Origin of the sequence: Streptacidiphilus sp. P02-A3a, assembly GCF_014084105.1 — a bacterium.
In the GTDB taxonomy this organism is placed as follows: domain Bacteria; phylum Actinomycetota; class Actinomycetes; order Streptomycetales; family Streptomycetaceae; genus Streptacidiphilus.
This window is the reverse complement of the sequence record NZ_CP048289.1, coordinates 4,866,419-4,891,077: the sequence shown is the minus strand read 5'-3', so window position 1 is coordinate 4,891,077 and position 24,659 is coordinate 4,866,419. Positions and strand designations below refer to the sequence as shown.

General features: G+C 72.2%; 16 protein-coding genes and 1 pseudogene. 12 read left to right on the top strand and 5 right to left on the bottom strand.

Features of this window, described 5'->3' with window-relative positions:
* Positions 1–58: 58 nt before the first annotated feature.
* Positions 59–784: a hypothetical protein gene (locus GXP74_RS21265; RefSeq protein ID WP_182452939.1), complete on the bottom strand. Its 726-nt coding sequence runs from the start codon at positions 782–784 to the stop codon at positions 59–61.
* Between the two features lie 316 nt (positions 785–1,100).
* Between GXP74_RS21265 and GXP74_RS21260 the strand changes: the two are divergent.
* A pseudogene (locus GXP74_RS21260) lies at positions 1,101–1,214 on the top strand (VWA domain-containing protein); the annotation flags it as partial.
* Between the two features lie 13 nt (positions 1,215–1,227).
* Here GXP74_RS21260 and GXP74_RS21255 read toward each other — a convergent pair.
* Both GXP74_RS21255 and GXP74_RS21250 read right to left on the bottom strand, forming a co-directional pair.
* Positions 1,228–2,316 (bottom strand): HEAT repeat domain-containing protein, encoded by a 1,089-nt coding sequence (locus GXP74_RS21255; protein ID WP_182452938.1) that lies wholly within the window; start codon positions 2,314–2,316, stop codon positions 1,228–1,230.
* A gap of 40 nt (positions 2,317–2,356) precedes the next feature.
* Positions 2,357–3,616: an MFS transporter gene (locus GXP74_RS21250; RefSeq protein WP_182452937.1), complete on the bottom strand. Its 1,260-nt coding sequence runs from the start codon at positions 3,614–3,616 to the stop codon at positions 2,357–2,359.
* A gap of 56 nt (positions 3,617–3,672) precedes the next feature.
* Between GXP74_RS21250 and GXP74_RS21245 the strand changes: the two genes are divergently transcribed.
* From GXP74_RS21245 to GXP74_RS21220, 6 genes are all read left to right on the top strand, one after another.
* Positions 3,673–4,227, top strand: a complete 555-nt coding sequence (locus tag GXP74_RS21245; protein WP_225448088.1) for a CGNR zinc finger domain-containing protein — start codon at positions 3,673–3,675, stop codon at positions 4,225–4,227.
* A 144-nt stretch (positions 4,228–4,371) separates the two neighbouring features.
* Positions 4,372–5,331: a TauD/TfdA family dioxygenase gene (locus GXP74_RS21240; RefSeq protein WP_182452935.1), complete on the top strand. Its 960-nt coding sequence runs from the start codon at positions 4,372–4,374 to the stop codon at positions 5,329–5,331.
* 268 nt (positions 5,332–5,599) lie between these two features.
* Positions 5,600–6,925 carry a sensor histidine kinase gene (locus GXP74_RS21235; RefSeq protein ID WP_370468449.1) on the top strand — a complete coding sequence of 442 codons (1,326 nt, stop codon included), beginning with the start codon at positions 5,600–5,602 and terminating at the stop codon, positions 6,923–6,925.
* Positions 6,901–7,566, top strand: a complete 666-nt coding sequence (locus tag GXP74_RS21230; RefSeq protein ID WP_182452934.1) for a response regulator transcription factor — start codon at positions 6,901–6,903, stop codon at positions 7,564–7,566. The genes GXP74_RS21235 and GXP74_RS21230 overlap by 25 nt, the downstream gene beginning before the upstream one ends.
* Before the next feature lie 102 nt (positions 7,567–7,668).
* Positions 7,669–9,252 (top strand): tryptophan halogenase family protein, encoded by a 1,584-nt coding sequence (locus GXP74_RS21225; protein WP_182452933.1) that lies wholly within the window; start codon positions 7,669–7,671, stop codon positions 9,250–9,252.
* Between the two features lie 109 nt (positions 9,253–9,361).
* Positions 9,362–9,907 carry a flavin reductase family protein gene (locus GXP74_RS21220; RefSeq protein WP_182452816.1) on the top strand — a complete coding sequence of 182 codons (546 nt, stop codon included), beginning with the start codon at positions 9,362–9,364 and terminating at the stop codon, positions 9,905–9,907.
* 455 nt (positions 9,908–10,362) lie between these two features.
* Here the strand turns inward: GXP74_RS21220 and GXP74_RS21215 are convergent, their stop codons facing one another.
* Both GXP74_RS21215 and GXP74_RS21210 read right to left on the bottom strand, forming a co-directional pair.
* On the bottom strand, positions 10,363–10,578 hold the full coding sequence (locus GXP74_RS21215) for an MbtH family protein (protein WP_182452817.1): 216 nt from the start codon (positions 10,576–10,578) through the stop codon (positions 10,363–10,365).
* A 69-nt stretch (positions 10,579–10,647) separates the two neighbouring features.
* Positions 10,648–11,499: a helix-turn-helix transcriptional regulator gene (locus tag GXP74_RS21210; RefSeq protein WP_182452818.1), complete on the bottom strand. Its 852-nt coding sequence runs from the start codon at positions 11,497–11,499 to the stop codon at positions 10,648–10,650.
* Between the two features lie 848 nt (positions 11,500–12,347).
* On the opposite strand from GXP74_RS21210, the gene GXP74_RS21205 reads away from it, so the two are divergent.
* From GXP74_RS21205 to GXP74_RS21185, 5 genes are all read left to right on the top strand, one after another.
* The gene (locus GXP74_RS21205) at positions 12,348–13,310 is read left to right on the top strand and encodes a methyltransferase (RefSeq protein ID WP_225448062.1); all 963 of its coding nucleotides are present in this window, start codon (positions 12,348–12,350) and stop codon (positions 13,308–13,310) included.
* Between the two features lie 58 nt (positions 13,311–13,368).
* Complete coding sequence (locus tag GXP74_RS21200) at positions 13,369–14,523, top strand: tryptophan 2,3-dioxygenase family protein (RefSeq protein WP_182452819.1); 1,155 nt, start codon at positions 13,369–13,371, stop codon at positions 14,521–14,523.
* An 894-nt stretch (positions 14,524–15,417) separates the two neighbouring features.
* Positions 15,418–16,176: an ABC transporter ATP-binding protein gene (locus GXP74_RS21195; RefSeq protein ID WP_182452820.1), complete on the top strand. Its 759-nt coding sequence runs from the start codon at positions 15,418–15,420 to the stop codon at positions 16,174–16,176.
* Complete coding sequence (locus GXP74_RS21190; protein WP_182452821.1) at positions 16,170–18,767, top strand: FtsX-like permease family protein; 2,598 nt, start codon at positions 16,170–16,172, stop codon at positions 18,765–18,767. The genes GXP74_RS21195 and GXP74_RS21190 overlap by 7 nt, the downstream gene beginning before the upstream one ends.
* Positions 18,768–19,017: 250 nt before the next feature.
* A complete protein-coding gene (locus tag GXP74_RS21185) occupies positions 19,018–24,624 on the top strand; it encodes a non-ribosomal peptide synthetase (RefSeq protein WP_182452932.1) in 5,607 nt (1,868 codons plus the stop codon).
* Positions 24,625–24,659 lie beyond the last annotated feature (35 nt).

Sequence of the window (24,659 nt, the reverse complement as noted above, 5' to 3'; positions counted from 1 at the left end):
CACCACCCCTCGGAATTCCGCATGGCCGATCCACCATACGGCGGACGCGCGCGACCGGTCAGTGGGGGTCCTGCGGGGTGCCGCCGAGGAAGTCCTTGAGGGAGTCGAGCCGGGTGCGGCGTCCGGGCGGGTAGCGGCGCGCCGCGCGGCGGGCGCCGCGGGAGTCGGGGCGGTAGCGCCAGCGGGCCCAGGGGGAGTGCGGCTTGGCCAGCCGCAGGCAGCCGATCAGGGCCAGGAACGGCACGAACAGGCCGACGATCCCGACAGTGGTCTTGCCCTTGAGGATCGCGCCCAGGCACAGCAGCAGGTTGACGCCGAGGGCGATACCGAAGGCCAGGTGGCTCTCGCCGTCCGGGTTGCTGAACGGGTTGCCGCCGATCAGCAGGAAGAGCCCGGCGGCGGCCGCGACGAACACCGCGTCAACGGACTTGCGGCCCTCGCGCGCCCAGTAGACGTCCTCCAGGTGCAGCCAGAGCGCGAACTCGTCCAGCGTCAGCGCCGCACCGGCCCCGAACAGCGCGCCGAGGATCTGCGCGCCCGGCGTCTGCGGCCGGTAGGCGAACTCGACCGCCCCGGAGACCAGCATCGCCATGATCCCGTACACCTCGTGGTGCACATGGGTCCCGCCGACCTCGACGTTGCCGAAGGGGCCCCGGCCCGCGCGGATCAGACGGGTGATCAGCCGGGTGAGCACGAAGGTGACGACGAAGGCCAGCAGCATCCAGGAGGCGACCGCGTGGTCGGCCGCGGTGAGGACCACGGTGACACCGGAAGCGTGGTCCATGCCTGATCCGTCCGTGGTCGCTCCTGGTCGGGCCCCGTCCTCGGACAGCTTCACCCGACACCGGGACGGGGGCAACCGCAGACCGGCGACCGCGGCGCCGGTACCCGGGCGGCGATACCGGAGCCTGGGCACGGCTGTGCACGCTCGACCCGTTCCGCCGTCGGGGTGACGGCCACGCGGGCGCCGACGCCGACCGCCCGCCCACCGGCCCCGGGCCCAGGTCGGACGCGTTGTCAGTACCCCGTCCCAGGGTGGTGACAACGCTGGAGGGGACGCCGGAAAGGCGCCGACAGGCGTGGGGAAACGGGGTGGAGCCATGTCCGCGAACAGGATCAAGCACAAGGTCAACCACGTCTCGCTGGTGGTCGGCAAGTCCGGTTCGATGCGCCAGCACGAGAAGCAACTCGTCCGCGTGGTCGACGAGTTCGTCCAGTCGACCTCGGTCAACCGCACGCTGGTGCCCGGCACCAAGCTGCTCGTCCTGCTGTAGCGCTGTCCACCGGCGGCAGGTCGGAGGCGACCAGCTCGGCGGCGCGGGCGGGATCGCCGTGCGCGCGTTCGAGCAGACCGGCGACGTCGTAGCCGCCGCAGTCGCGGGCGCCGTCCAGGCCCAGGGTCATCCCGTGGTCGAACACCGCCATGGAGAGTGAGGCGTCCAGGTCGGGGCGCAGGCGGTGGAGCGTCAGGACCAGGTCCCAGGCCGAGCTGTCCAACCGGGCCCGCCGCAGCGGATCGCAGGAGCGCACGGCGGCGGTCACGCCGACGTCGTCGGGCTCGTACTCCAGCAGGGCCGGCAGCAGTTCGGGCACGCCCATGATCTGCGCCGCGCTGAACGTCAGGACGTGCGCGCCCTCGGGGGCGGCGAGCAGTTCCACCAGCAGCGGGACCGCGCGCGGGTCGTGTCGCCGGGCGAGCCCGTGGATGCCCTCCTCGCGGGCGTCCGGATGGGCGTCGGTGGTCCGCTCCCACAGCGCGGCCCGGATCGCCCGGCTGTCGACCTCGCTCTGGAAGCCCAGCGTGAACGTCGCCCAGTCGCGGACCTCCGGGTCCCGGTCGCGGGTCAGGGCGATGAGCGCGCGGATGTCCGGCCCGTCCGGCAGGCCGGTGGCCACCCCCGCGAAGGAGCCGGCCACCTGACGGCGGACCCCGGCGTCGGGGTGCGCGGCGAGTTCCACGAGCACCGGGACGGCGCGTTGGTCGTACGTCCGCTCGATCGCGCCCGCCAGGGAGCACAGGACGCAGCTCTCGCTCTCCCGCCGCGCGAGCCCCACCAGCGCGGCGGCCGCCCGCCCGCGCACCGCCTCGTTCTGGTCGCTGGTGTTGCCCAGCAGGTCGCAGCCGGTGGCCCGGTCGACCGGATCGGGCGAACCGATCAGCTCCAGGGCGAGCGGCAGCGACCCCGGTCCGTCGGCCGCCGCCCGCCACAGCAGGCGCCGGTACTCGTCCCAGTCGTCGGTCTCCTCGGCGACCCGCGCGGCCGCCAGCGCCCGCTCGACCAGTTCCGCCGACTCGCCCGACCCACCCGTGTCCATCCGCGAAGTGTGGCGTACCCGCCGCGAACGCGCGCGGGAGTTACCGCCGCCCTGGGGCGGGCGCGGCCGGGCCGACGGCGACGCGGGTGAGCGCGGCGTAGACGAGCGCGGCGAGGAGCTCGACCCCGGCGGCCACCAGCAGCGCTCCGGACAGCGACCAGGTCGCGATCGGCCCCGCGACCCCCGCTCCGATCGCGAACCCGGTGGTCTTCAGGCTCGCGCCGGTGGTGAACACCTGCCCGCGCACCCGCGCCGGAGCCTCCCGGTGGCGGATCGCGAACAACGCGGTGAGCTGGGGTCCGCCGCCGAGCCCGGCGACGAGCGCGGCCACCACGACCGGCAGCGGCCCGCGGGTCGCCGCCAGCGCCATCGCCCCGGCCAGGACCACCGTGCCGCACCACAGCACGGTGTCGGGGCGGATGCCGTCGGGCCGCGAGGGCGCGCCGGGCGCGGCGCGCGGGCGGCGGGACAGCAGCGCGTTGGCCGCGAGCCCGGAGGCGGCCGTCGCCGACAGCAGGAGCGTGCCGCGCCCGGTGCCGCCGAGGACCTGCCTGCCCAGCAGCGGGCAGCACAGCGTCAGCATGCCCTCGCCGACGCAGGACAGCACGGAGACGGCGGTGGCGCGCGCCAGCGGCCCGGTGCGCACGATGGCCCGCAGGCCGGTGCCCAGATCGGCGAGCAGCGCGGTGCGCGGGAGGTCCCGGGCGCCGGGCCGGCCCCGGGACGAGGGCGGCCCCGGCAGTGCCCAGGCCACGGGCACCGCCAGGCAGATCAGCGCGAGGGACAGCGACACGGCGGCCCTCGCCCCGGCCAGCGCCGCCACCGTCCCGGCCAGCGCGGGGCCCAGCAGCGCCGCGCCGTCGAAGGTCATCGCGTCCAGCGCGTTCGCGCGGGCGAGACCGCCGCGAGGACCGGCGTCGGCCACGACCCGGGGCAGCTGCGAGGTCCACCCGCCCGCCATCGCGGGCCCCAGCAGCCCGCCGCCGACCGCGATCGAGACCGTGCCCGCGAACGGCAGCCGTCCCAGCGCGGCCAGGACCAGGGCCAGGGCCGCCGCGTAGCCGGCCAGGGCCGCGGCCAGGAGGCGTCCCGGGGCGGCCGAGCGGTCCAGCAGCGCCCCGAAGACCGGCCCTCCCACCGCGGCGGCCACCATCAGGCCCCCCGACAGCGCCGACGCGCGCGACGCCGAGCCGGTGGCCGCGAGCGCCGCCAACGCCAGGGCCGGACCGGCCATCTCGTCCCCGGCGCGCGCCGCCGTCGCCCCGGCCAGATAGGACCCCACGGCCCAGTGGTTCCGCATGGCCCGCACGGTAGGGGAGTAACGGAAAACCGGGCCAGGTGCGTTACAGTGCGCGGGTGGCGCGCATCGAGGGGGTCCCGGCCGGTCGGCACTCGCCGTCGGTCAACGCCCGCCGCACCGCCGCGCTGGTCAACGCCCTGTCGGCCGAGGACCCGACGGTCGAACAGGTCGCCGGGGTGCTGCGGGCGCACGGCGAGGGCGAGCCGCTGACGTTGCGCGCGGCCGATGTCGCCGCGATGCGCGACGCCGCCGCGCTGCTGCGCGAGGTCTTCGCCGCCGAGGACGCCGGCCGGGCCGCGTCCCGGTTGAACGACCTGCTGGTCCGGCACACCGGCCCGCTCCGGCTGACCTCGCACGGTGGCTCCGCGCCGTTCCACCCCCACCTGGACCGCGACGACGACGGGCCCTGGGGCGAGTGGTTCCTCGCCTCGTCCTGCCTGGCGTTGGCGGTGCTGCTGTGGGGCGGCCAGCGCGCGCCCGGGGGACTGTGCGCGTCGCCGAGCTGCCGGAACGTGTACGTCACCGTGGGCAGCGGCCTGAACCAGCGGTTCTGCTCGCGCCGCTGCGCGACCCGCGAGCGGGTGGCGGCGCACCGGCGCGGGAACGGCTGAACCCGGCTCGCCGACGTCGCGGCGCACGGCGGTGACGACCGCCCAGTTTCACCCGTCGGTCAAAGACGTGGCTGCCTGACGGCGGTTTCGTCAGGCTCGGCCAGGTACCTCCTCGTCGACCGGCGGAACAGAAGGATGGTTCTCATGAGAAGGCTTGTCCTTGAACCCAACGAGCGCAGGCAGATCGAGTGGCTGGTCGACGAGGTGCTCGTCGAGTACGGCCCGTGGGACCCGGCGCAGTTCGTGCCGCACGCCAGGACGGTGGCGGAGTCGCTGCCGATCCGGGTCCGCCAGTTCTTCCGGAAGGTCCAGGCGGACGAGACCGACCTGGCGGTGCTGTCGGGGCTGCCGCTGAGCCGGGACCTCGAACCGACCCCGACCGGCTGGGACATAGCCGAGAAGACCGGCGTCGGCGGCCGCGAGGAGGTCGTGCTCACGCTGTGCAGCGCGGTCCTCGGCGAGCCGTTCGCCTGGGGCGACCAGCAGAACGGCCGCATGGTGCACGACGTGTGCCCGGCGCCCGGCAAGGAGCTCTCGGAGACCAGCGGCAGCAGCACGGCCCCGCTGTCCCTGCACACCGAGGACGCCTTCCACCAGTGCCGCTGCGACTACGTGGCGCTCTCCTGCCTGCGCAACCCGGACCGGATCGCCACCACGGTGGTGCGCGCGGACCGGATCGCCCTGCCCGCGCGGCTGGCCGCGATCCTGTCCGAGAGGCGGTTCCACCACCGCCCCGACCAGTCGCACATCGGGCCGCAGGGACACGCCAGTGAGGCGGCGGACAGGGACGCGATCCTGTTCGGCCCGCCCGAATCGCGCTACCTGCGGATCGACTTCGACGACACCTGCGCGGCGGACCCGGACGACCACGTCGCCCAGGAGGCCATCAAGGAGCTGTACACGTACGTGTGCGACGCCCAGGAGAAGGTGGTGCTGGAGCCCGGCGACGCGATATTCCTCGACAACTACCGCGTCGTGCACGGGCGGGAGCCGTTCCAGCCGAGGTACGACGGAACCGACCGGTGGCTGAAGCGGGTCAACCTGATCCGGGACATCCGCCGGGTGTTCCTGACGACCGAGTCCCGCTCGCGGGTCATCGAGTGAGACGGGCGCCGTCGGCGGTCCGGGCGGCAGGAGCGGGGCCCCCGGCCCTGTCCGCCCGACCGAGGCCGGCGCCCGGCGACGAACCCGCCCAGACCGGGCGGAACGACCCCCGCGGCCCCCGGCCGGTCAACCTTGTTGAATCGTAAGGAAAGCTCCTGGCGGCGGCCTTGTACATGTGCACCGGCCCGTGTTGGCTGTGGCTCGTGGACCTCTGTGCTGGCGTCATGCCTTGTTGATCTCAAGTCCGAGTGCCGGCCGGTCGGCGTCCGTGGAGGTGCGCCCGCCGGACGCGGCCCCGCACCCGGCCCCGCTGAACTGCCGCCAGGCACTGCTGCGCGGCCCGGGCGCGCTGCTGACGTCCAGTTGGCCGTGGCGGTCGCTCGGCTACCTGCTCTGCGGCGCGCTCGTGGTGTTCGTGGCCATCGGCGCGGCCATGAAGGGACCGCTGCACATCGACAGGATGCCTGCCTACGCCCAACTGCTGGTCATGCTGCTGCTGCCGGCGGTGGTCGGCATGCCGGTCGCCGCGACCGAGCGGCTGCGGCTGCGGCTGGTGGACGCCGAGCCCGTCGGCAACCCGCACGTGACCCCGGACCAGCCCGGCCTGCGGGCGTGGCTGCGGCTGCGCGTCGGTGAGGCGGCGACCTGGCGGGAGTTCGGCTACACGATCGCCCTGACGGTGGTGCTGCCGCTGATCGACCTCGGCGGCGTCCTGCTGGTGGGATGCGTGGTCCTGCTCATCGCCGCCCCGTTCGTGGCACCCTTCGCCGGCCTGGGCCCACTGGTCGTCTTCGGCTGCTGGCACATCCGCAGCCTGCCCGACCGGGCCCTGGTGGTGCTCCTGGGGGTGGCCCTGCTCCCGGCGGCGGCCTACACGGTGACCGCGCTGGCCGCGGGACGGGCGGAGTTCGTGCGCCTGCTGCTGGCCCCGCGCGAGTCCGAGGTCCTCGCCCGGGTCCAGGAGCTGACCCGCTCGCGGATCCGGCTGGCGGACGCCTTCGAGGCCGAACGCCGACGCATCGAACGCGACCTGCACGACGGCGCGCAGCAGCGGCTGGCCGGGCTGATCATGACGCTGGGCATCGCGGAGCACGGGCTCCAGCAGGAGCGCTCCGACGGCGCGCGCCTGGTGGCCAGGGCCCGCAAGGAGGCCGAGGGCGTCCAGGCCGACCTGCGGGAGCTGATCCGCGGCATCTACCCGCGACTGCTGACCGACCGCGGTGTCCCGGCCGCGGTGGCCGAGGTCGCCGACCGGTGCCCGGTACCGGTCCGCGTCGACATCGCCATGGCGCAGCGCCTGGTGCCCGCGGTGGAGGCGGTGGCGTACTTCGCGCTGCAGGAGGCGCTCACCAACGTGGTCAAGCACAGCCGCGCCCGCACGGCGTGGGTGACCGGCCGCCAGGAGGGGGACAGCCTGGTGCTGCGCGTCGGCGACGACGGCGTGGGCGGGGCCCGCTCCGAGGACGGCCGCGGGCTGCAGGGCCTGGCCGATCGCGTCGCCGTGGTGGGCGGCAGGCTCAAACTCTCCAGCCCGCCCGGCGGACCAACCGAACTAGTCGTGGAGCTGCCATGGCGAACACCCGATTGCGGATAGTGCTCGCCGAGGACGCCGTCCTGCTGCGCGAGGGACTGGTCGAACTGCTGGAGCGGTTCGGGCACCGGGCGGTGGCCGCGGTCGGCGACAGCCGTGACCTGATCAAGGCGGTCGAGGAGCACCGGCCCGACATCGTGGTGACCGACGTGCGGATGCCGCCGGACTTCAACGACGACGGCCTGCGGTCGGCGATGGAACTGCGCGGCCGCTACCCGGACCTGGCGGTCCTGGTGCTCACGCAGTACGCCGCGACGGCCTACGCCTGCGAGCTGCTGGAGTCCGGCGAGCACTCCCGCGGCGGCCTCGGCTACCTGCTGAAGGACCGGATCGGCGGGGTGGCCGAGTTCCTGGAGGTGGTGGAGTCCGTCGCCGCGGGCGGCACCGTCATCGACCCGGAGGTGGTCCGGCTGATGCTGCGGCGCCGGCAGATGAACGAGCCGCTGGGCCGGCTCACCTCGCGGGAGCGGGCGGTGCTGGGGCTGATGGCCGAGGGCCGGATGAACGCCGACATCGCGGCGGCGCTGCACGTCAGCCAACCCACCGTCGCCAAGAGCATCGGCAGCATCTTCCTCAAGCTCGGCCTGTCCGAGGGCGACGGCCACCGCCGGGTGCTGGCCGTGCTGACGTTCCTGCGTTCCTGACCGCCCAATTTCACCCATCGGTCAAGGACATGGCCGCGCGCCGGTGATTCCGAGAGGCTCGACCCGACAGGTTCGCCAGCAACCAACAAAGGGGCCTACTACATGGTCAGCAGCGTGGTGATCGTCGGTGGCGGTACAGCAGGCTGGATGACGGCGTCCTATCTGACGGCGGCATTCGGCGACCGGGTGGCGGTGACCTTGGTCGAGTCGAAGAACGTGCCCGCGCTCGGGGTGGGGGAGGCCACCTTCAGCACCATCCGGCACTTCTTCAACTATCTTGGCCTGGACGAGCGCGAGTGGATGCCGGAGTGCCACGGAACGTACAAGACGGCCGTCAGGTTCGAGGGCTGGCGCGAGCCGGGGCACGTCTTCTACCACCCGTTCGAACGCAACCGGGTGGTCGACGGCTTCCCGCTGACCGACTGGTGGGTGCAGAAGAAGCCGACCGGGCAGTTCGACCGGGACTCCTTCCTGATCGCCTCGATGTGCGACGCGCAGAGCTCGCCGCGCTACCTGGACGGCTCGCTCTTCGACAGCACCTTCGAGCGGGGTGACGACCAGCGCACCACACTGACCGAACAGAACACCCAGTTCCCCTACGCGTACCACTTCGACGCGGCGCTGCTGGCGAAGTTCCTCACCCGCTACGGCGTGGCGCGCGGGGTCCGGCACGTCCTGGACGACGTGGTGGACGTCGCCCTGGACGACCAGGGCGCGATCGACCACGTCCGCACCCGCGAACACGGCGACGTCTCCGGCGACCTCTACATCGACTGCACGGGCTTCCGCAGCCTGCTGGTGAACAAGGCGCTCCAGGAGCCGTTCATCTCGTTCCAGAACCACCTGCCCAACGACAGCGCGGTGGCCCTGCGGGTGCCGGTGGACATGGCCGTGCACGGCATCCGCCCGGCCACCACCGCGACCGCCACGGACGCGGGCTGGATCTGGACGATCCCGCTGTTCGAGCGGCTCGGCACCGGCTACGTGTACGCCAGCGAGTACTCCACCCCCGACGAGGCCGAGCGCAAGCTGCGCGAGTTCGTCGGTCCCGCGGCGGACAACGCCACCGCCAACCACATCAAGATGCGCATCGGCCGCAGCGAGCGCGCCTGGGTGAAGAACTGCGTGGCGATCGGCCTGTCCAACGGGTTCGTCGAACCGCTGGAGTCCACCGGCATCTTCATCATCCAAAACGGCATCGAGCAGCTGGTCAAGAACTTCCCCGTGGGCCAGGAGGCCACCGACGAGGGACTGCGCAGGACCTACAACCTGCAGGCCGCGCACGTCATGGACGGCCTGCGGGAGTTCATGGTGCTGCACTGGTACGCCTCGCGCCGCACCGACAACCAGTACTGGCGCGACACCAAGACCCGGGAGATCCCCGACGGCCTGGCCGAGCGCCTGGAGCAGTGGAAGGTCAAGCTGCCCGACCAGAACTCCCTCTACCCGCACTACCACGGCTTCGAGTCGTACTCCTACCGGGCGATCATCCTGGGCATGGGCGGCCTGCCGGTGCAGCCGCTGCCGGTACTGGGCCTGCTCGACGGCACCGCGGCCGACCGCGAGTTCCGGCTGGTGGCCGACCAGGCGGCCGCCCTGGTCGAGAAGCTCCCCAGCCAGTACGAGTACTTCGCCCACCTGCACGGCCTGCCGCCGGCGCAGCGGAAGGCCGGCACCACGCGGTGAACACCGCCGAGTCCGCGGCCAGGGCCGGCCCCTGCCACACCCTGCTCGAACGAAGTTCGCCACGCCGCTGGAGGGTGGCGGCCCCGGTACTGGAAGGCGGCGGGTGACCATGACGGATTACAGCGTGGAGGACGGCGTCCTGGGGGGCTCCACCACGGTGACGGCGGTCCCTGCCGCACAGTTCCGGTCCCTGATGTCGACCTTCCCCACCGGGGTGGCCATCGTGACCGCCGCCGACCTCGACGGCCGGACCTGGGGGATGACCTGCTCGTCGGTGTGCAGCGTCGCGGTGGAACCGCCGACCCTGCTGGTATGCCTGCGCGAGGGCAGCCCCACCCTGGCGGCCATGCTGCGCCGCTCGACCTTCGCGGTGAACCTGCTGCACGCCCGGGCCAGGGCGACCGCGGACCTGTTCGCCTCCGGCGCCCCCCACCGGTTCGACCTGGTGCGCTGGTCCTGCGATCCGCAGGCCGCCGGCCCGCACCTGGCCGACGACGCGCACGCGATCGCCGACTGCCGGATCAGCGGGACGGTCCGCGTCGGCGACCACACCGTGGTCTTCGGCGAGGCCTACCGGATCACGCACCCGGTGGCGGCCGACCGGTCGCCACTGCTGTACGGACTGCGCACGTACTCGTCCTGGCCGGTCCGCTGACGCGACGTGCGATGGCGGCCGACCGGGGAACCGGTCCGCGCGGGGTCGGCGGACCCCGCGCGGACCGGCCTTCGCGGCCTCCCCGTGCCGTTGGGGAACCGCGACCGGTCAGCCGTACGGGGGAAGCCGACCGGGGACCGCGGCGTGCTGTGGTGTGCTTCCAGTGAAGCACCGCACCACCGCGCCGCGCGGTAGTCCTGGTTGTAAGAACCCGGTATCGCTGGGTATATCCCCATCCGGCGGACAAGCACCGGATGACCCATCTGTCGTACGGGAAACCAGAGTTGACGAACACTCAGCACCGTGCGCCAGGCCGCGCGAACCGGGCCCGGACATGGGCGGTGCCCCCGCGCCGGAAGGGCAGGACTCATGCCGGAGCCCTGCTCTGCCCACCCGAGGGCACGCCTGTGGTGCACCTGGCCCCCGCCGGACCGCGTTCCGGCGGGAGCGCGCGACTAGCGCTGGTCCATCACCGCCACCAGGCTTCTGGGCCGAAGGTCGGTCCAGTGCGCCTCGACGTAGTCGAGCGCCGACTGCCGGTCGGTCTCGGCCAGAACCGTCGTCCAGCCCGCCGGCGTCTCGGCGAAGGAGGGCCAAAGGGAGTGCTGGCCCTCGTCGTTGACCAGCACACGGTACGTGCTGTCCGGGTCCTCGAACGGATTGGTGCTCATCGTCTCGCCCTTCGTGGGTTGTGGTCGGTCCGTGGGTTCAGCCGCCGGTGGCCCGCGGTCGCGCCGGGCCTACGACGCCCTGGTCGAATGCTGCTGCCGCAGCAGCGCCACGCCGAGCGGCGTCAGCGAGTGCAGCGCCGTGTTGCGCCTGCGGGCCGTGGTGACCAGCCCCGCCTTGCGCAGCACCGTGGCGTGCTTGCTGGCACCCGCCAGCGAGATGTTCAGCCGCTGCGAGAGCTCACCGGTGGTGCAGTTCTCCGAGAGCATCTGCAGCGCGGCCGCGCGGGTGTGCCCGACCAGGGCACTCAACGCCTGCTCACCGCCCTGGCTGCGCCCCCAGAACTCGGTCTCGGTCGCCGAGTCCACCGGCACCGAGAAGACCAGGATGGGCACCCCGATCCCCTGGACGTCCTCCAGGACCATGCACGCCCGGTCGGCCAGGAACAGCGACGGGCACAGCACCAGCCCGCGCCCGTTGAGGTACACATCGCGGTCCAGGTCACCGGCCACCTCCAGGACCGGCGCCTTCCAGTTCACCCGCGGGTGGAGGTTGTCCAGCAGGGCGTGCATTCCGTTGGCGATGCCGATCCGGCCGCACGCGTCCCGTACCGCGGCCGTGTGATCTCGTGTCTGCTGCCAGTGCGGCAGTACGGCCACCTGACAGAATTTGAGCAACGTGGCCCGTACCCGCTGCCGGGTCCGCTCGTCGGCCGCGTCCTGACTGCTGCCCGGATGCAACCTGAGCAGCGGAAGCAACTGCCTTACGTCGTACCGGTCGGCGAGCAACTCGACCTCGGCGACCCGGGTCCCGAGCTGCTCCCGGACGTTCTTGCGCCAGCCGTGGAAGCCGGCGCTGCCCTGCCTGCCGAACTGCTTCAGCGCGAATGCGCCTTCCGTGACAGGTCCTAAACTGTCGATCATACGTGATTGCGCGAGGTCGTCAACCGTGAAGTGGATTCTCAAGTCCCCGTCTCCCACACACGTCAATGCTGGTGGGCTGGCATCTCGGCGTGACTACGATCCGCCGGGCGACGGCACGCGCCCGACGGTCCAGTGCCTGGGAAGCGCCCATGGGTGGCACTGCGGCGCACATCCCAAGCCGATCCGAGCTGTCCCCCGACCAGCGGCCCCAGTTGACCGTTACTGACCAAGACCCTAAGCCGACCGTGAGGATCCTCATAAGGGGACCGTGATAATTCTTCCACGTAACGATCACCACACCGCTCTCTTGTTGACAAGCGGGACGCCCGCGATATATGGCACTCCAATGTCGGCGAACTTCGCGTCATTCGTCCACGTCACCGCCGCCCCGGCGCTCCCCGCTGCGGCGCTCCGCGGGGCATCGTGATGCAGTATGCCATGGTTTGCCACAGCTATGATGACAGGCCATCAGATCCGTGTCATCGCTGTCGGCGGTTTCGCCGCCGTTGTTTTCCGCAGCGGTGAAACTCCTTCCGCGAGGCAGTCGCTTTCGTGTAATGGCACTGCCGTCGCCGCCGGTCAGCGCGGGTCCCGGCGCTGGTCCTTGAACGACGAGGCAACTTCCTTGAGGGCGCTCACGGGCCGCGCATAGCTTCGTCTCGCGTAATTCGAAAGGGCTGGACTTCCCAGTCGCGGCCGAGCACTCCAGTCCTCTGCGTGCCGCTCCTCCGCGGCGCGAAAGACGGGTACGAATTCAGCTCGCATCGCGACTTTGTGTGACCCGCCCGTGGAGACGATGTGGAGATTGCGTGATGCTGCCCAGAGCGTTGGAAAAGGCCGTTTATGGCGTGTATGCCACCACTGCCATCCATTTGGCGGACAAACACGGCGTTTTCGGTTTTCTCGCCACCCAGGAAGCGCCCACCAGCAAGATCGCCACCGAGCTCGGGCTCGACGAGGAGACCCTGGACCGGCTGCTGGTCCTGCTCGACTCCTTCGGCGTCATCGAGCAGAACGAGCACGGCGCGTACCGCCTGCCCGCGCAGACGGCTCCCTTCCTCGACCCGCGCAGCGCGCGCTCCGTCGGCGGCTTCCTCAACCACGTGATGAACAGCACGCTCGGCCGACTGCCGCAACTGGACTCCTACCTGACGGACGGCAAGTCGGCGGTGGACGCCGCCCTGCCGGCCCCGTTCGACGTCATGTACCGGACTCCGAAGCTCACGGAGGAGTTCCTGGCGGCCATGTGGCAGCTCACCTACGACGTCTCCCGCGAACTGGTGCCCATGGCCGGGCTGGAGCGGGTCCGGCACCTGGTGGACATCGGCGGCGCCAGCGGCCCCTTCTGCGTGGCCGCGCTGGAGGCGACACCCGGCCTGCGCGCCACCGTGTACGAGCTGCCGGAGGTCGGCCCGTACGTGGCCGACACCGTCGAGAAGTACGGCCTGCAGGGCCGGTTGGACTTCGCCGCGGGCGACTTCCACCACGACGAGTTCCCGCCGACCGAGTGCGTCGCGTTCGGCTACATCCTCTCCGGCTGGACCGACGAGACCGGCCTGGAGCTGTTGCGCAAGGCGCACCGCGCGTGCGCCGACGGCGGCCGGGTCCTGATCATGGACCGCCTGTTCGACGACGACCGGCGCGGACCGCTGCCCACGGCGGTGATGAACCTGTCGATGCACGTCGAGGCGAAGGGCCGGCACCGCACCGCCGCGGAGTACATCGGCCTGCTGGAGAGCGCGGGCTTCACCGACTGCGAAGTGCACCGGTCCACTCAGGACAAGCAACTGGTCATCGGGTTCAAGAGGTGAAACGGCATGCCGCGGGTCGACGGCGACCCGTGGTTCTGAGCGCAGCCCTGGGGGTTACATGAAAGCCGAACTGGCGTCCTTACAGTTTCCGAGACGGTGCGACGAGGTCGCCCGGCTCCAAGAGCGGTCGGGCCGACAGGCGCTGACCGACAGCGACCACGACCTGCTGGCCAAGCTCTACGAGGAGGCGTACGCCGAGCAGACCGCCGAGAGCGAGGTGATGCGGCTGCTGACCCGCTCGTTCAGCCGCGAACCCATCCCGCAGTACTACCGCTACGCCAACCTGCACGTCCACGCGTGGTACCTGGACCTGCACCAGACCGAGCCGGTGGCCGGCGCGGTGCTGGCCCTGGAGGCGACGCTGGCCGACCTGGACGCGGTCGAGCGCCGCGCCGCCGCGCAACTCACCGAGGCCGACAACACCGAGGAGCGGCTGCTGCGGCTGGAGGCGCTGCGCGAGCAGGTCGGGCGACTGCTGGTGGAGACCGGCGGCGACACGACCGCGGCCGAGATCATCGACCGGGCCCGCGACGACGCGCTGGCCCGCTGGCAGGCATCGGTGCTGACCCGCTGCTCCGGCTTCCTGGCCTCGGGCGACCACCACGAGAACATGTTCCTGCGGGCCGTGCAGGCATGCGAGTTGGCCTTCTACCTGATCCGCTACTTCACCGTGCGGGCCCGGACGTCCATCGGCCGCGGGGACGACCAGGCGTACGCGCTGATGGCGCAGCTGGCCCAGTGCGCGGAACTGCCCAACCACATCTTCCACGTGCTCAAGACGCTCACCCCGGATCTCTTCCTGAGGTTCCGCGACGCCACCGGTGAGGCCAGTGCCGTCCAGTCGCTGAACTACCACATGATGGAACTGGTGCTCTACGGCTACGACGCGCGCAAGGTGGAGGCGTACTCGAAGTTCGACCACCTGCACCAGTTGACGATGCCGCCGCTGCGGTCCGTGCGTCCGCTGGGCGACGCGGTGCGCGAGGCGGGGGACCCGAGGCTGACCGAGGCGCTCGCCGAGGTCGAACGGACCCTGCTGACCTGGCGCGGCAGGCACTACGGCTTCGGTCGGCGCTACCTGCCGGGGATGGCGGGGTCCGGCGGCACCGAGGGCGCCGGCTACCTGCGGCGGTTCGTCCACAAGGACAACCTGGTCCCGGAGCCCATCACCACCGCACCCGGACTCGACCTGCTCGGGTTCGCGTTCCGCTGACCGGAACCGGAACCGGAGCCGGAGCCGGGACCGGAAAAAGATGGCGCGAAGGCGACCCGGGGCGGGCGCCCGGCGCCCCGACCACGGTCGGCGGCCACCCGGGGAAGAAAGGCGGGAAATACCGGATGACCCCCGGCCGAGGCCTATCGCGACTCTTCCACGAGAAGGCACGGGACACGGTTCCGCGCCCCGCCCCGACAAAAAAAGGAGGTTTTTCCGGCACTGAATGCGCGACCCGCCCCGGCGGGCCGGGAACCAGGCTCCCGGTGATTTCCGGACCGCTTTCCGCGGGGATCAGGACGGGCCGCCGCCGGTGGCCCGCGATATCCCCGCCGGAGGCGGCCACGGATTTCCCCGGGAATCGGGGTCCGCTCCCGGCGGCCACGGGGACGTTCCCCCGCGGGCCCGCCCGCGAGGGGGCGCTGAGCTGCGCCTCGGGGGAGTGCCCGGGCGTCGCCGCGCCGCCCGCGGCGGGCCGGGGCGGAGCGCCGGGGCAGTGGCCGAGCCGGAAATCGGTGCGGCTGTTGTCGAAGCGGCGGCGCGGGGCGCGACGGTTTCGGGGCCGACCGTGACCGGGCCGGTCGCGCGGTGTTCATCGGCGCCCGCGGGAAGAGGGCGCCGGGAGTCGCTGGTCGGCCGGTTTTCCCGGCGCGCCGGTTTTCCCCGGCCCCCTCCCCGAGGGCCCGCGGAGCCGTCCCGGCGACGGGACGGACCCGCGGCCCCTCGCCTTCCCACCGGTGCCCGGGCAATGGCGCTGGTGATTTCGTATACGCTGTTCCCGGGGAATTCTTTCCAGAAAAGCGGAATTCACCGGCGGCCGCCCGCGGCGTTTTCTCACGCGCTTCGAACGGAGGCGGGTGGCGCGGCGCGGTGCGGCCTCGGTAGGCTCCTGGCATGCCTCGTTCTGCCTCGCGCACCAAGCCCACCGACTGGTCGATCCGCTTAGATTCGGTGTCTAAGGTGTACGAATCGACAAGAAGCCCGGTGCAGGCGCTGGATTCGGTGAGCATCCAATTGCGCCGTGGTACCTTCACCGCCGTGATGGGACCCTCCGGTTCCGGTAAGAGCACGTTCCTCAACTGCGCGGCCGGCCTGGACCGCCCGACCTCCGGCTCGGTCTGGCTGGGCGACATCGAGCTGTCGGGCCTCGACGAGGTCAAGCTGACCGAGGTGCGGCGCGAGCGGATCGGCTTCGTCTTCCAGGCGTACAACCTGCTGGGCTCGCTGACGGTGGCGGACAACGTCACGCTGCCGCTGCGGCTCGCCGGCCGCAGGACCGACCGCGAGTTCCTGAACCAGGTCCTGACCTCGGTCGGACTCGGCGACTTCCTCAAGCGGCGCCCCAGCGAGCTCTCCGGTGGACAGCAGCAGCGGGTCGCGATCGCCCGCGCACTGATCACCCGCCCCGAGGCGGTGGTCGCCGACGAGCCGACCGGAGCGCTGGACACCCGATCCAGCAAACAGGTACTGGAACTGATGCGCCATGTGGTGGACGACATGGGGCAGACGGTGCTGCTGGTGACCCACGACCCGGTCGCCGCCTCCTACGCCGACTCCGTCGTGTTCCTGGCCGACGGCAAACTGGCGGGCGAACTGCCCCGGCCCACCTCCGAGGAGATCGCCTCACGCATGACGCACCTGGGCGAGTGGTGATCCGCCGCGTCGGCCGGCTGATCCGCACCTTGGTGCCCTTCCCCAAGGACCTGTCGCTGGCCTGGAAGACCATCAAGGGACGCAAGGGCGGCTTCGTCGGCTCCTTCGTCGCGATCGCCGCGGGCTCGGCGGTGATCACCGCCTGCGGGATCCTGCTGATGTCCGGACTGAGCACCGGCGTCGCCCCCGAACGCTACGCGGGCGCTGACGTCGTCCTCAGCGCGGGGCAGTCGTTCTGGCTGGACGAGAGCTCCGCCGTCCGCTACAGCGAGCGCGTCACCCTGCCCTCCGACAAGATCGCCGCCGTCGCCGCGGTACCCGGCGTCAAGGCCGCCGTCGGCGACGTCGACATCGAACTGGGCGTGCTCGACTCCGGCGGCGGCGTGGTGGGCGGCCCGAACGGCTACCCGGTGTACGGGCACGGCTGGACGACCGCCGAACTCGGACCGTTCACGCTGGGCACCGGACACGCGCCCACCGCGTCCGGCGAGGTCGTCCTCGACTCCGGCCTGGCCTCGCGCGCCCACCTGTCGACCGGCTCCACGGTCCGGCTGGTGGTCGGCTCGATCGCCTCCTCCTACCGCGTCGTGGGCATCGCCGACCCGCCACCGGGCGGCCTGGACCGCCAGTCCGCGGTGTTCTTCACCGACGACCAGGCGACCAGCCTGTCCGGCCGCCCGGACCAGGTGGCCGCCATCGGGGTCCTCGCCGACCCCGGCGTCACCCCCGACCGGCTGGCCAAGGCGATCACCGCCGCCGTCCCGGGCGTGGAGACCCACACCGGCACCGGACGCGGCGACGTCGAGTTCCTCGACGTCGGCGACGCCCGCAACCTGGTGGTCGACACCTCGGCGTCGTTCGGCGGCACGATGGTGCTGATCGTGGTCTTCGTGGTGGCCAGCACCCTGACCCTGTCGGTCCAGCAACGCCGCCGCGAACTGGCCCTGATGCGCGCCATCGGCGCCACCCCCAGACAGATCCACTGGATGATCGGCGCCGAGATGACCCTGGTCTCGCTGTCCGGCGCCCTGGCCGGCGCGATCCCCGGCATCATCCTCGCGTTCGTGATGCGCGGCGTGTTCATCCTGGCCGGCGCCATGCCCTCGGACTACCAGATGGACGTGGGCATCCTGCCCATCCTCGCCTCACTGGTGCTGTGCGTGTTCAGCGCCCGGATCAGCGGCTGGCTGGTGGCCCGCCGCGTGGCCAGGACCAGCCCGGTCGAGGCGCTCGGCGAAGCCGCCGTCGAGCCCAAGAAACTCAGCCGGGCCCGACTGGTCATCGGCGCCCTGCTCATCCCGGTCGGACTGCTGCTGACCCTGGGCAACGTCGCCGACTCGGGCGACTCGGTCGCCGACGTCGCCGCCAGCGCCGTCCTGTTCTTCGTGGTGGCCCTGGGCTGCCTGGGACCCGTACTGCTGCGCGCCGCCATCGCGCTGTTCGGCCCGTTCCTGAACAACCAGACCCGGGCCCACGGCTTCCTCGCCCAGTCCAACGCCCGGGCCAACGCCCGGCGGCTCAGCGCGGCGGCCACCCCACTGGCCATCGGCGTGACCCTGGCCGCCGTACAGATCTTCGGCGCCACCACCACGATCGCCGCCTCCCAGCAGCAGCTCAACGAAGGACTGCGGGCCGGCTACGTGCTGACCGCCTCGTCCGGCGCCGGAGTCTCCCCCCAGGTCACCGACGCCGTCAGCGGCGTCCCCGGAGTCGCCCTGGCCACCCCGGTGGCACGGATGCAGGTACTGCTGACCTTCGGCACCCAGACCGAGGTCTTCGCCGCCCAGGGCGTCACCCCCGACCGCCTCTCCGACACCATGGACCTGCAGGTCCTCAACGGCAGCATCGCGGACCTGAAGGACGGGACGGTCGCACTCAGCCAGGTGGCCGCCCGCCAGGTCGGCGCGAAACTCGGCGGGACGATCACCCTGCGGCTCGGCGACAGCACCCTGCTCACCCCCCGGGTGGTGGCGATCTACGAGCGCGGCCTGGGCTTCGGCGACGTTACCTTGCCCAACGACCTGGTCGTGGCCCACACCACCTCCCAGGTCGACTCCGCGGTACTGGTCGCGGCCACCGCCGGGACCGACCAGAAGACGCTGGCCGCCGCACTGCGCAAAGCCGTCGCCCCCTACCCGACGGTCCAACTGGGCGGCCCCGCCGCCTTCGCGGTCGCACCCGCGGCCGGCGACTCGGGCGGCTGGGCCCTCAACCTCCTGTTCCAGACCCTGCTCCTGGGCTACATCGCCATCGCCGTGGTCAACACCCTGGTCATGGCCACCGCGGCCCGGGTACGCGAGTTCGCCATGCTGCAACTCATCGGCGCCAGCCGCGAACAGGTACGCGCCATGATGAACGGCGAGGCCAGGATCGTGATCTTCTCGGCGCTGCTGTTCGGCCTGCTGGCGGGAATCCCCTCGCTGGTCGGCATGAGCCTGGGACTGTCGAAGTCACCCGTCCCCAACATCTCCCTGCTCGGCCTGCTGGCGATCGTGGCGCTCACCGTCGCGCTCTCCTGGGGCTCGATCGCGACAGCCACCCGCTTCGCCATGCGCTCCGCGCCGGTCGACGCGATCGGCGGACGCGAGTAGCACCCGCCGCACCGCACCTGACCCACCGCGACACCACCCGACGGCGCCACCGGACCCCCGGCGGCGCCGTCGGCCGCTCCCGCCCCGGCCACCACCGCCCCGGCCACCACTGACCCGGCGTCAAAACCCCTGCTGACCGCCCTGTTTCGTTCTTCCTTCAAGTGCGTAGCTGGCGCGCCGCCGCTCTGGGGAGACTGGGTGATCAGACATGGCTTCCGCCGTGGAAGTGCAGCCGGAGGGGAGACCGCACATGACCCACGAGGGGCGCCCAGCAGCAGGACCGACGTCGGACCCGGCCGTCGGCCATCCGCTGACCCGCTTTCCCGTAGACCGCCCACGACCCGCCGAGCCCGACGAGGCCACCGCCACCCACCGGTTCACCCTCGACCGCGCGCTCACCGCGGACCTGCGCCGACTCGCCCGAGCGGCCGACGCCACCGTGCCCGGCGCACTGGCCGCCGCGGGCCTGGTCCTGGCCGCGGCGTACGCCGGACAGGACGAGGTGACCGCGACCGTCCGCGCCCGCTCCACGGCGCCCGCCGACGCACCGGTCCCGCTGCACGCGACCGTCGACAGCACGATGCCGTTCGACCACCTCCTGGACCGGGCATCGCGCGCCGCGGGCACCGAACTGCCCACCGAGTTCGCCCTCGCCGACATCGTGCTGCGGTTCACCGAACGCGACGGCGCCCTGGACGCCGACGTCGACTACCACCCCGAGGTACTCGACGCGGCCACCATCGAGCACCTGGCCGCCACCTACCGCACCCTGCTGGCCGACGCCGTCGCCCGCCCCGGACGACCCCTGCGCGAACTGAGGCTGATACCCGACGCCGAGTCGCACCGCGTACTCCACGACTGGAACGACACCACCTCCGCGTTCCCCCCGCACTCCAGCCTGCCCAGCCTGTTCGCCGAGCAGGTACGGCTGTCCCCGGACAAACCCGCCGTCCTGTTCGGCGACGACCGGCTCACCTACGCCGAACTGAACGAGCGGGCCAACCGGCTCGCCCACCGCCTGCTCGCCGCGGGCGTCACCGCCGAGTCCCGGGTCGCGCTGCTGCTGGACCGGTCGGTGCACGTGGTCGTGTCCGTCCTGGCCGTGGTCAAAGCCGGCGCGGCCTACGTCCCGCTGCACGCCGCCTACCCCCAGGACCGCGTCCGCTTCGTCCTGGCCGACGTCGGCGCCCAGGTCCTGCTCACCGACCGGGCCATGGCACCCAGGACCACCACCACCGACGTCCCGGTCCTGCTCGTGGACGACCCGGCCACCACCGCCGGCCAACCCGCCCACGACCCCGAACCGGACCCGGACGCCCAGCAGCTCGCCTACATCATGTTCACCTCGGGCTCCACCGGCACCCCCAAGGGCGTCGCCGTCACCCACCGCGACGTGGTCGCCCTGGCCTGGGACCGCCGCTGGCGCGAAGCGGCCCACCGGCGCATCCTCTTCCACTCCCCGCACGCCTTCGACGCCGCGACCTACGAACTGTGGGTACCGCTGCTGACCGGCGGCGACATGGTCATCGCCACCGAGGAACCCACACCCGCCCTGGTACGCGACCTGATCGCCGAACACGCCGTCACCGCCGTCTTCCTCACCTCCGCCCTGCTGCGCCTGTTCGCCGAGGAGGCCCCCGACTGCTTCAAGGGCGCGGCGACAGTGATCACCGGCGGCGAGGTGCCCTCACCCGAGGCCCTGGAACAGGTCATCACCCACTGCCCCGGCACCCTGGTCATCAACGCCTACGGACCGACCGAGGCCACCACCTACGCCCTGTTCCAGGAACTCACCCTGGAACAGGTACGCACCCGCGCCGTACCGATGGGCCGACCGCTCGACAACACCCGCCTGTACACCCTCGACGCGTGGCTGCGCCCGGTCCCGGTCGGCGCGCCGGGCGAACTGTACATCGCGGGCGACGGCCTGGCGCGCGGCTACTTCGGCCGGGCGCCGCTGACCGCCGAGCGGTTCGTGGCCGACCCCTTCGGCACGGGGGAGCGGCTGTACCGCACCGGCGACGTCGTGCGCTGGCGCGCCGACGGGACGATGGACTTCCTGTACCGGGCCGACAAGCAGATCAAGATCCGCGGCTTCCGGATCGAGATCGGCGAGATCGAGGCCGCGCTCACCGCGCTCGACGGCGTCGCCGACGGCGTGGTCGCCGTCCACGAGACCCGCGGCGCCCGGCACCTGGTCGCCTACGTGGTACCCGAACGCGGCCGGGCCGCCGAGGTGGCGCAGTGGCGCGAGGCCCTGGCCCTGCGGCTGCCGAGCTACGAGGTACCGTCCTGGTTCATCCCGATGGAGGCCCTGCCGCTGTCGAACAACGGCAAGGTCGACCGCGCCGCCCTGCCCGCACCGCGGGTCGACCTGCTGACCGCGGGGGACCACGTCGAACCGCGCACCGACACCGAGCGGCTGCTGGCCCAGGTGTGGGCCGAGGTGTTCGGCGTCCAGCGGATCGGCGTCAACGACAACTTCTTCGCCTCCGGCGGCGACTCCATCCTGGCCATCAAGGTCGTCTCCCGGGCCCGCGCCCACGGCCTGCGGCTGACCGCCAAGGACCTCTTCCTCACCCCGACCGTCGCGGAACTGGCCCGGGCCGCGACCCGGGACGACAGCGGACCCGACCCCACCCCGGCCCCCACCCCGCTCGTCCAGCTCACCGCCGACGAGGCCGAGCACATCGCCGCGGGCGGACCGGTCGAGGACGTCTACCCGCTGACACCGATGCAGAGCGGCATGCTCTTCGACGCGCTGATGACCGAGGACACCGGGCTGCACCTGATCCAGTTCGACCTGGTCCTCGACCACGTCGAGGACCCGGAACTCCTCGGCCGGGCCTGGCAGCGGACCGCGGACCGGCTACCGGCCCTGCGCACAGCCGTGCTCTGGACGGACGTCAGCACCCCGGTCCAGGTGGTGCGGGCCACGGCCACCGTGCCCGTCACCCAGCACGACTGGCGGCAACTGCCGCGGAGCGAACAGCGCGAACGCCGACACGCGCTGCGCGCCGCCGACCGCGCGGCCGGAATGGACCTCGCCACCGCCCCCCTGGCCAGGGTCACCGTCATCCGGCTCACCGACACCAGCGTCCGCGTGCTGTGGTCGATGCACCACCTGGTGCTGGACGGATGGAGCAGCACCGAACTGCTCACCGAGGTGGCCGCCGACTACGCCCGGCTGCGCGACGGCGACGGACCGGCGCCACGACCCCGGACACCGTTCCGGGACTACCTGCGATGGCTGGGCGACCAGGACCAGGCCGCGGCGGAGGCCCACTGGCGCGGCGTGCTCGGCCCCCTGACCACCCCGACCCGGCTGCCCTACGACCGACCGGCCGCCCCGGGCTACCGCCCGCGCGCCACCGCAAGGGTGGAGGTGGACATCGCCCCCGACCTGTCCGCCCGGCTGACCGAGGCCGCCAAGCGCACGAAACTGACCACCAGCACCCTCCTGCAAGGCGCCTGGGCACTGCTGCTGGCGCGCTACAGCGGCAGCCCGGACGTCTGCTTCGGCGGCACCGTCTCCGGCCGGACCCCCGACCTGGCCGGCGTCGACTCGATCATCGGGATGCTGGTCAACACCCTGCCGGTACACGTACGCGTGGACCGCGCCCAGGACCTGGAGACCTGGCTGGCCGACCTACAGGCGCGGCAGGCCCGGGCCCGGGACTTCGAGGCCGTCTCGCTGACCCAGGCCCAGGCCTGGAGCGGCCTGTCCGCCGGCGACAACCTGTTCGACAGCATCATCGTCTTCGAGAACTTCCCCTTCGACGAGCACGCCTTCACCGCCCACGGCCTGCGACTGAGCCACTTCGACCACGAGGTCGGCTCGGGCGCCGCACTCGGCGTCGTCGTACACCCCGGCGACGGGATCACCATGCGGGTCCACTACGACCCGGCCCTGTTCGAAGCGGACACCGTGCACCGGATGACGGCCTACCTGCGGACCCTGCTGGAGGCCTTCGCCGACCACACCGCACGCACCGTCGGCGACCTGCCGGCCCACTCGACCGCCGAACACCAGGTGGTCATGGGCGACCCGGCCGCCACCGCCACCGGCCACCAGGCCGAGCACCGGATGCAGGACCTGGTCACCGCACAGGTACGGCTGCGCCCGCGGGCGGTCGCGGTGGAACTCGACGACCAGCGGCTGACCTACGCGGAACTGGACGCGCGGGCGAACCAGCTGGCGCACCACCTCATCGAGCGCGGCGTCGGCAGCGACGTCCTGGTGGGCATCGCGATCGAACGCAGCCTGGACCTGTTCGTCGCCATCCTGGGGATCCTCAAGGCGGGCGGCGCGTACGTGCCGCTGGACCCGGACTACCCGGCCGAACGCCTGGCCGTCACCGTGGCCGAGACCCGCCCGCGGGTGGTGCTGGCCCACGAGCACGGCATCGCCCGCTTCCCGCGGACCGACGCCGAACTGGTCTTCCTGGACCGGGACCGCCCGGCCATCGCCGCCCACCCGGACACCGACCCCGGACCGCGCGGCAGCGCCCGCGACCTGGCCTACGTCGTCTACACCTCGGGCTCCACCGGCCGACCCAAGGGCGTGATGGTCGAGCACCGCTCGCTCTACAACACCGTGACCGCGGTCGTCGGACCCTACGGGCTCACCCCCGGCAGCCGGGTGTTCCAACTGTGCTCCATGAGCTTCGACACCGGCGTCCAGGACCTGTTCACCACCTGGGCCGCCGGCGGCACGATGGTGGTCCCGGCCCCCGACGTCGCCCGCAACGGCGCCTACCTGGTCGAGCACCTGCTCGCCGGCAAGGTCACCACCGCCTCCATCCCGATCACCGTCCTGTCCTCACTCGACTCCGGCTCCCTGCCCGGGATGGACACCATCCGGGTCGGCGGCGACATCGTGGTGCCCGAGGTGGCCGAGGCCTGGGCACGCCACCACCGGGTGATCAACAACTACGGGCCGACCGAGGCCGGGGTGACCGTGAGCCTGTTCGAGGTCGAGCAGGGAGCCGGCTACCGCAGCGTGCCCCTGGGCAGGCCCCTGGCCAACACCCGCGCCTACGTCCTCGACGACCACCTGTCCCCGGTACCGATCGGCGTGCCCGGCGAACTGTACGTCGGCGGCATCGGCCTCGCCCGCGGCTACGTCGACAACCGGGCCAAGACCGCCGAACGGTTCGTCGCCGACCCCTTCGGCCCGCCCGGCTCACGGCTCTACCGGACCGGCGACGTGGTGCGCTGGCAACCCGACGGCCTGCTGGACTTCGTCGGCCGCACCGACGACCAGGTCAAGATCCGCGGCTTCCGGGTCGAACCCGGCGAGATCGAGAGCGTCCTGCTGCGCCACCCCGCGGTCGCCGAGACCGCGGTGTCGGTGTGGCCGGACGACAAGGGCAACAAGCGACTCGTCGCCTACGTCGTGGCCCGGCCCGGGACACCGGCACCGAGCGCGGACGAACTGCGCCGCCACCTCGGCGCCACCCTGCCCGGCTACATGATCCCGACCGCGATCGTCCGACTGGAGCGGATGCCGCTCAACCACAACGGCAAGCTCGACCGGTCCGCGCTGCCCGCACCGACCCGCCAGGACGGCGCCGGCGCCGCGTACGTCGCCCCCGGCGACCCGACCGAGGAGGCACTGGCCCGGATCTGGTCGCAGGTCCTGGGCATCGAACGGGTCGGCACCGCGGACGACTACTTCGCCCTCGGCGGCGACTCCCTCAACAGCCTGCGCATCGTCGCCAGGATGCGCACCGCCTTCGGCGTCGAGGTCACCCCCCGGGACCTCTTCGAGGAACCCACGATCGCCGCCCTGGCCGCGACCATCCGCGACCGGATCCTGGCCGGGGTACTGGAGACAGCCGCGGCACCGTCCTGAACGCGCCGGACCGCCCCTCTGACATGGGAGAGAGA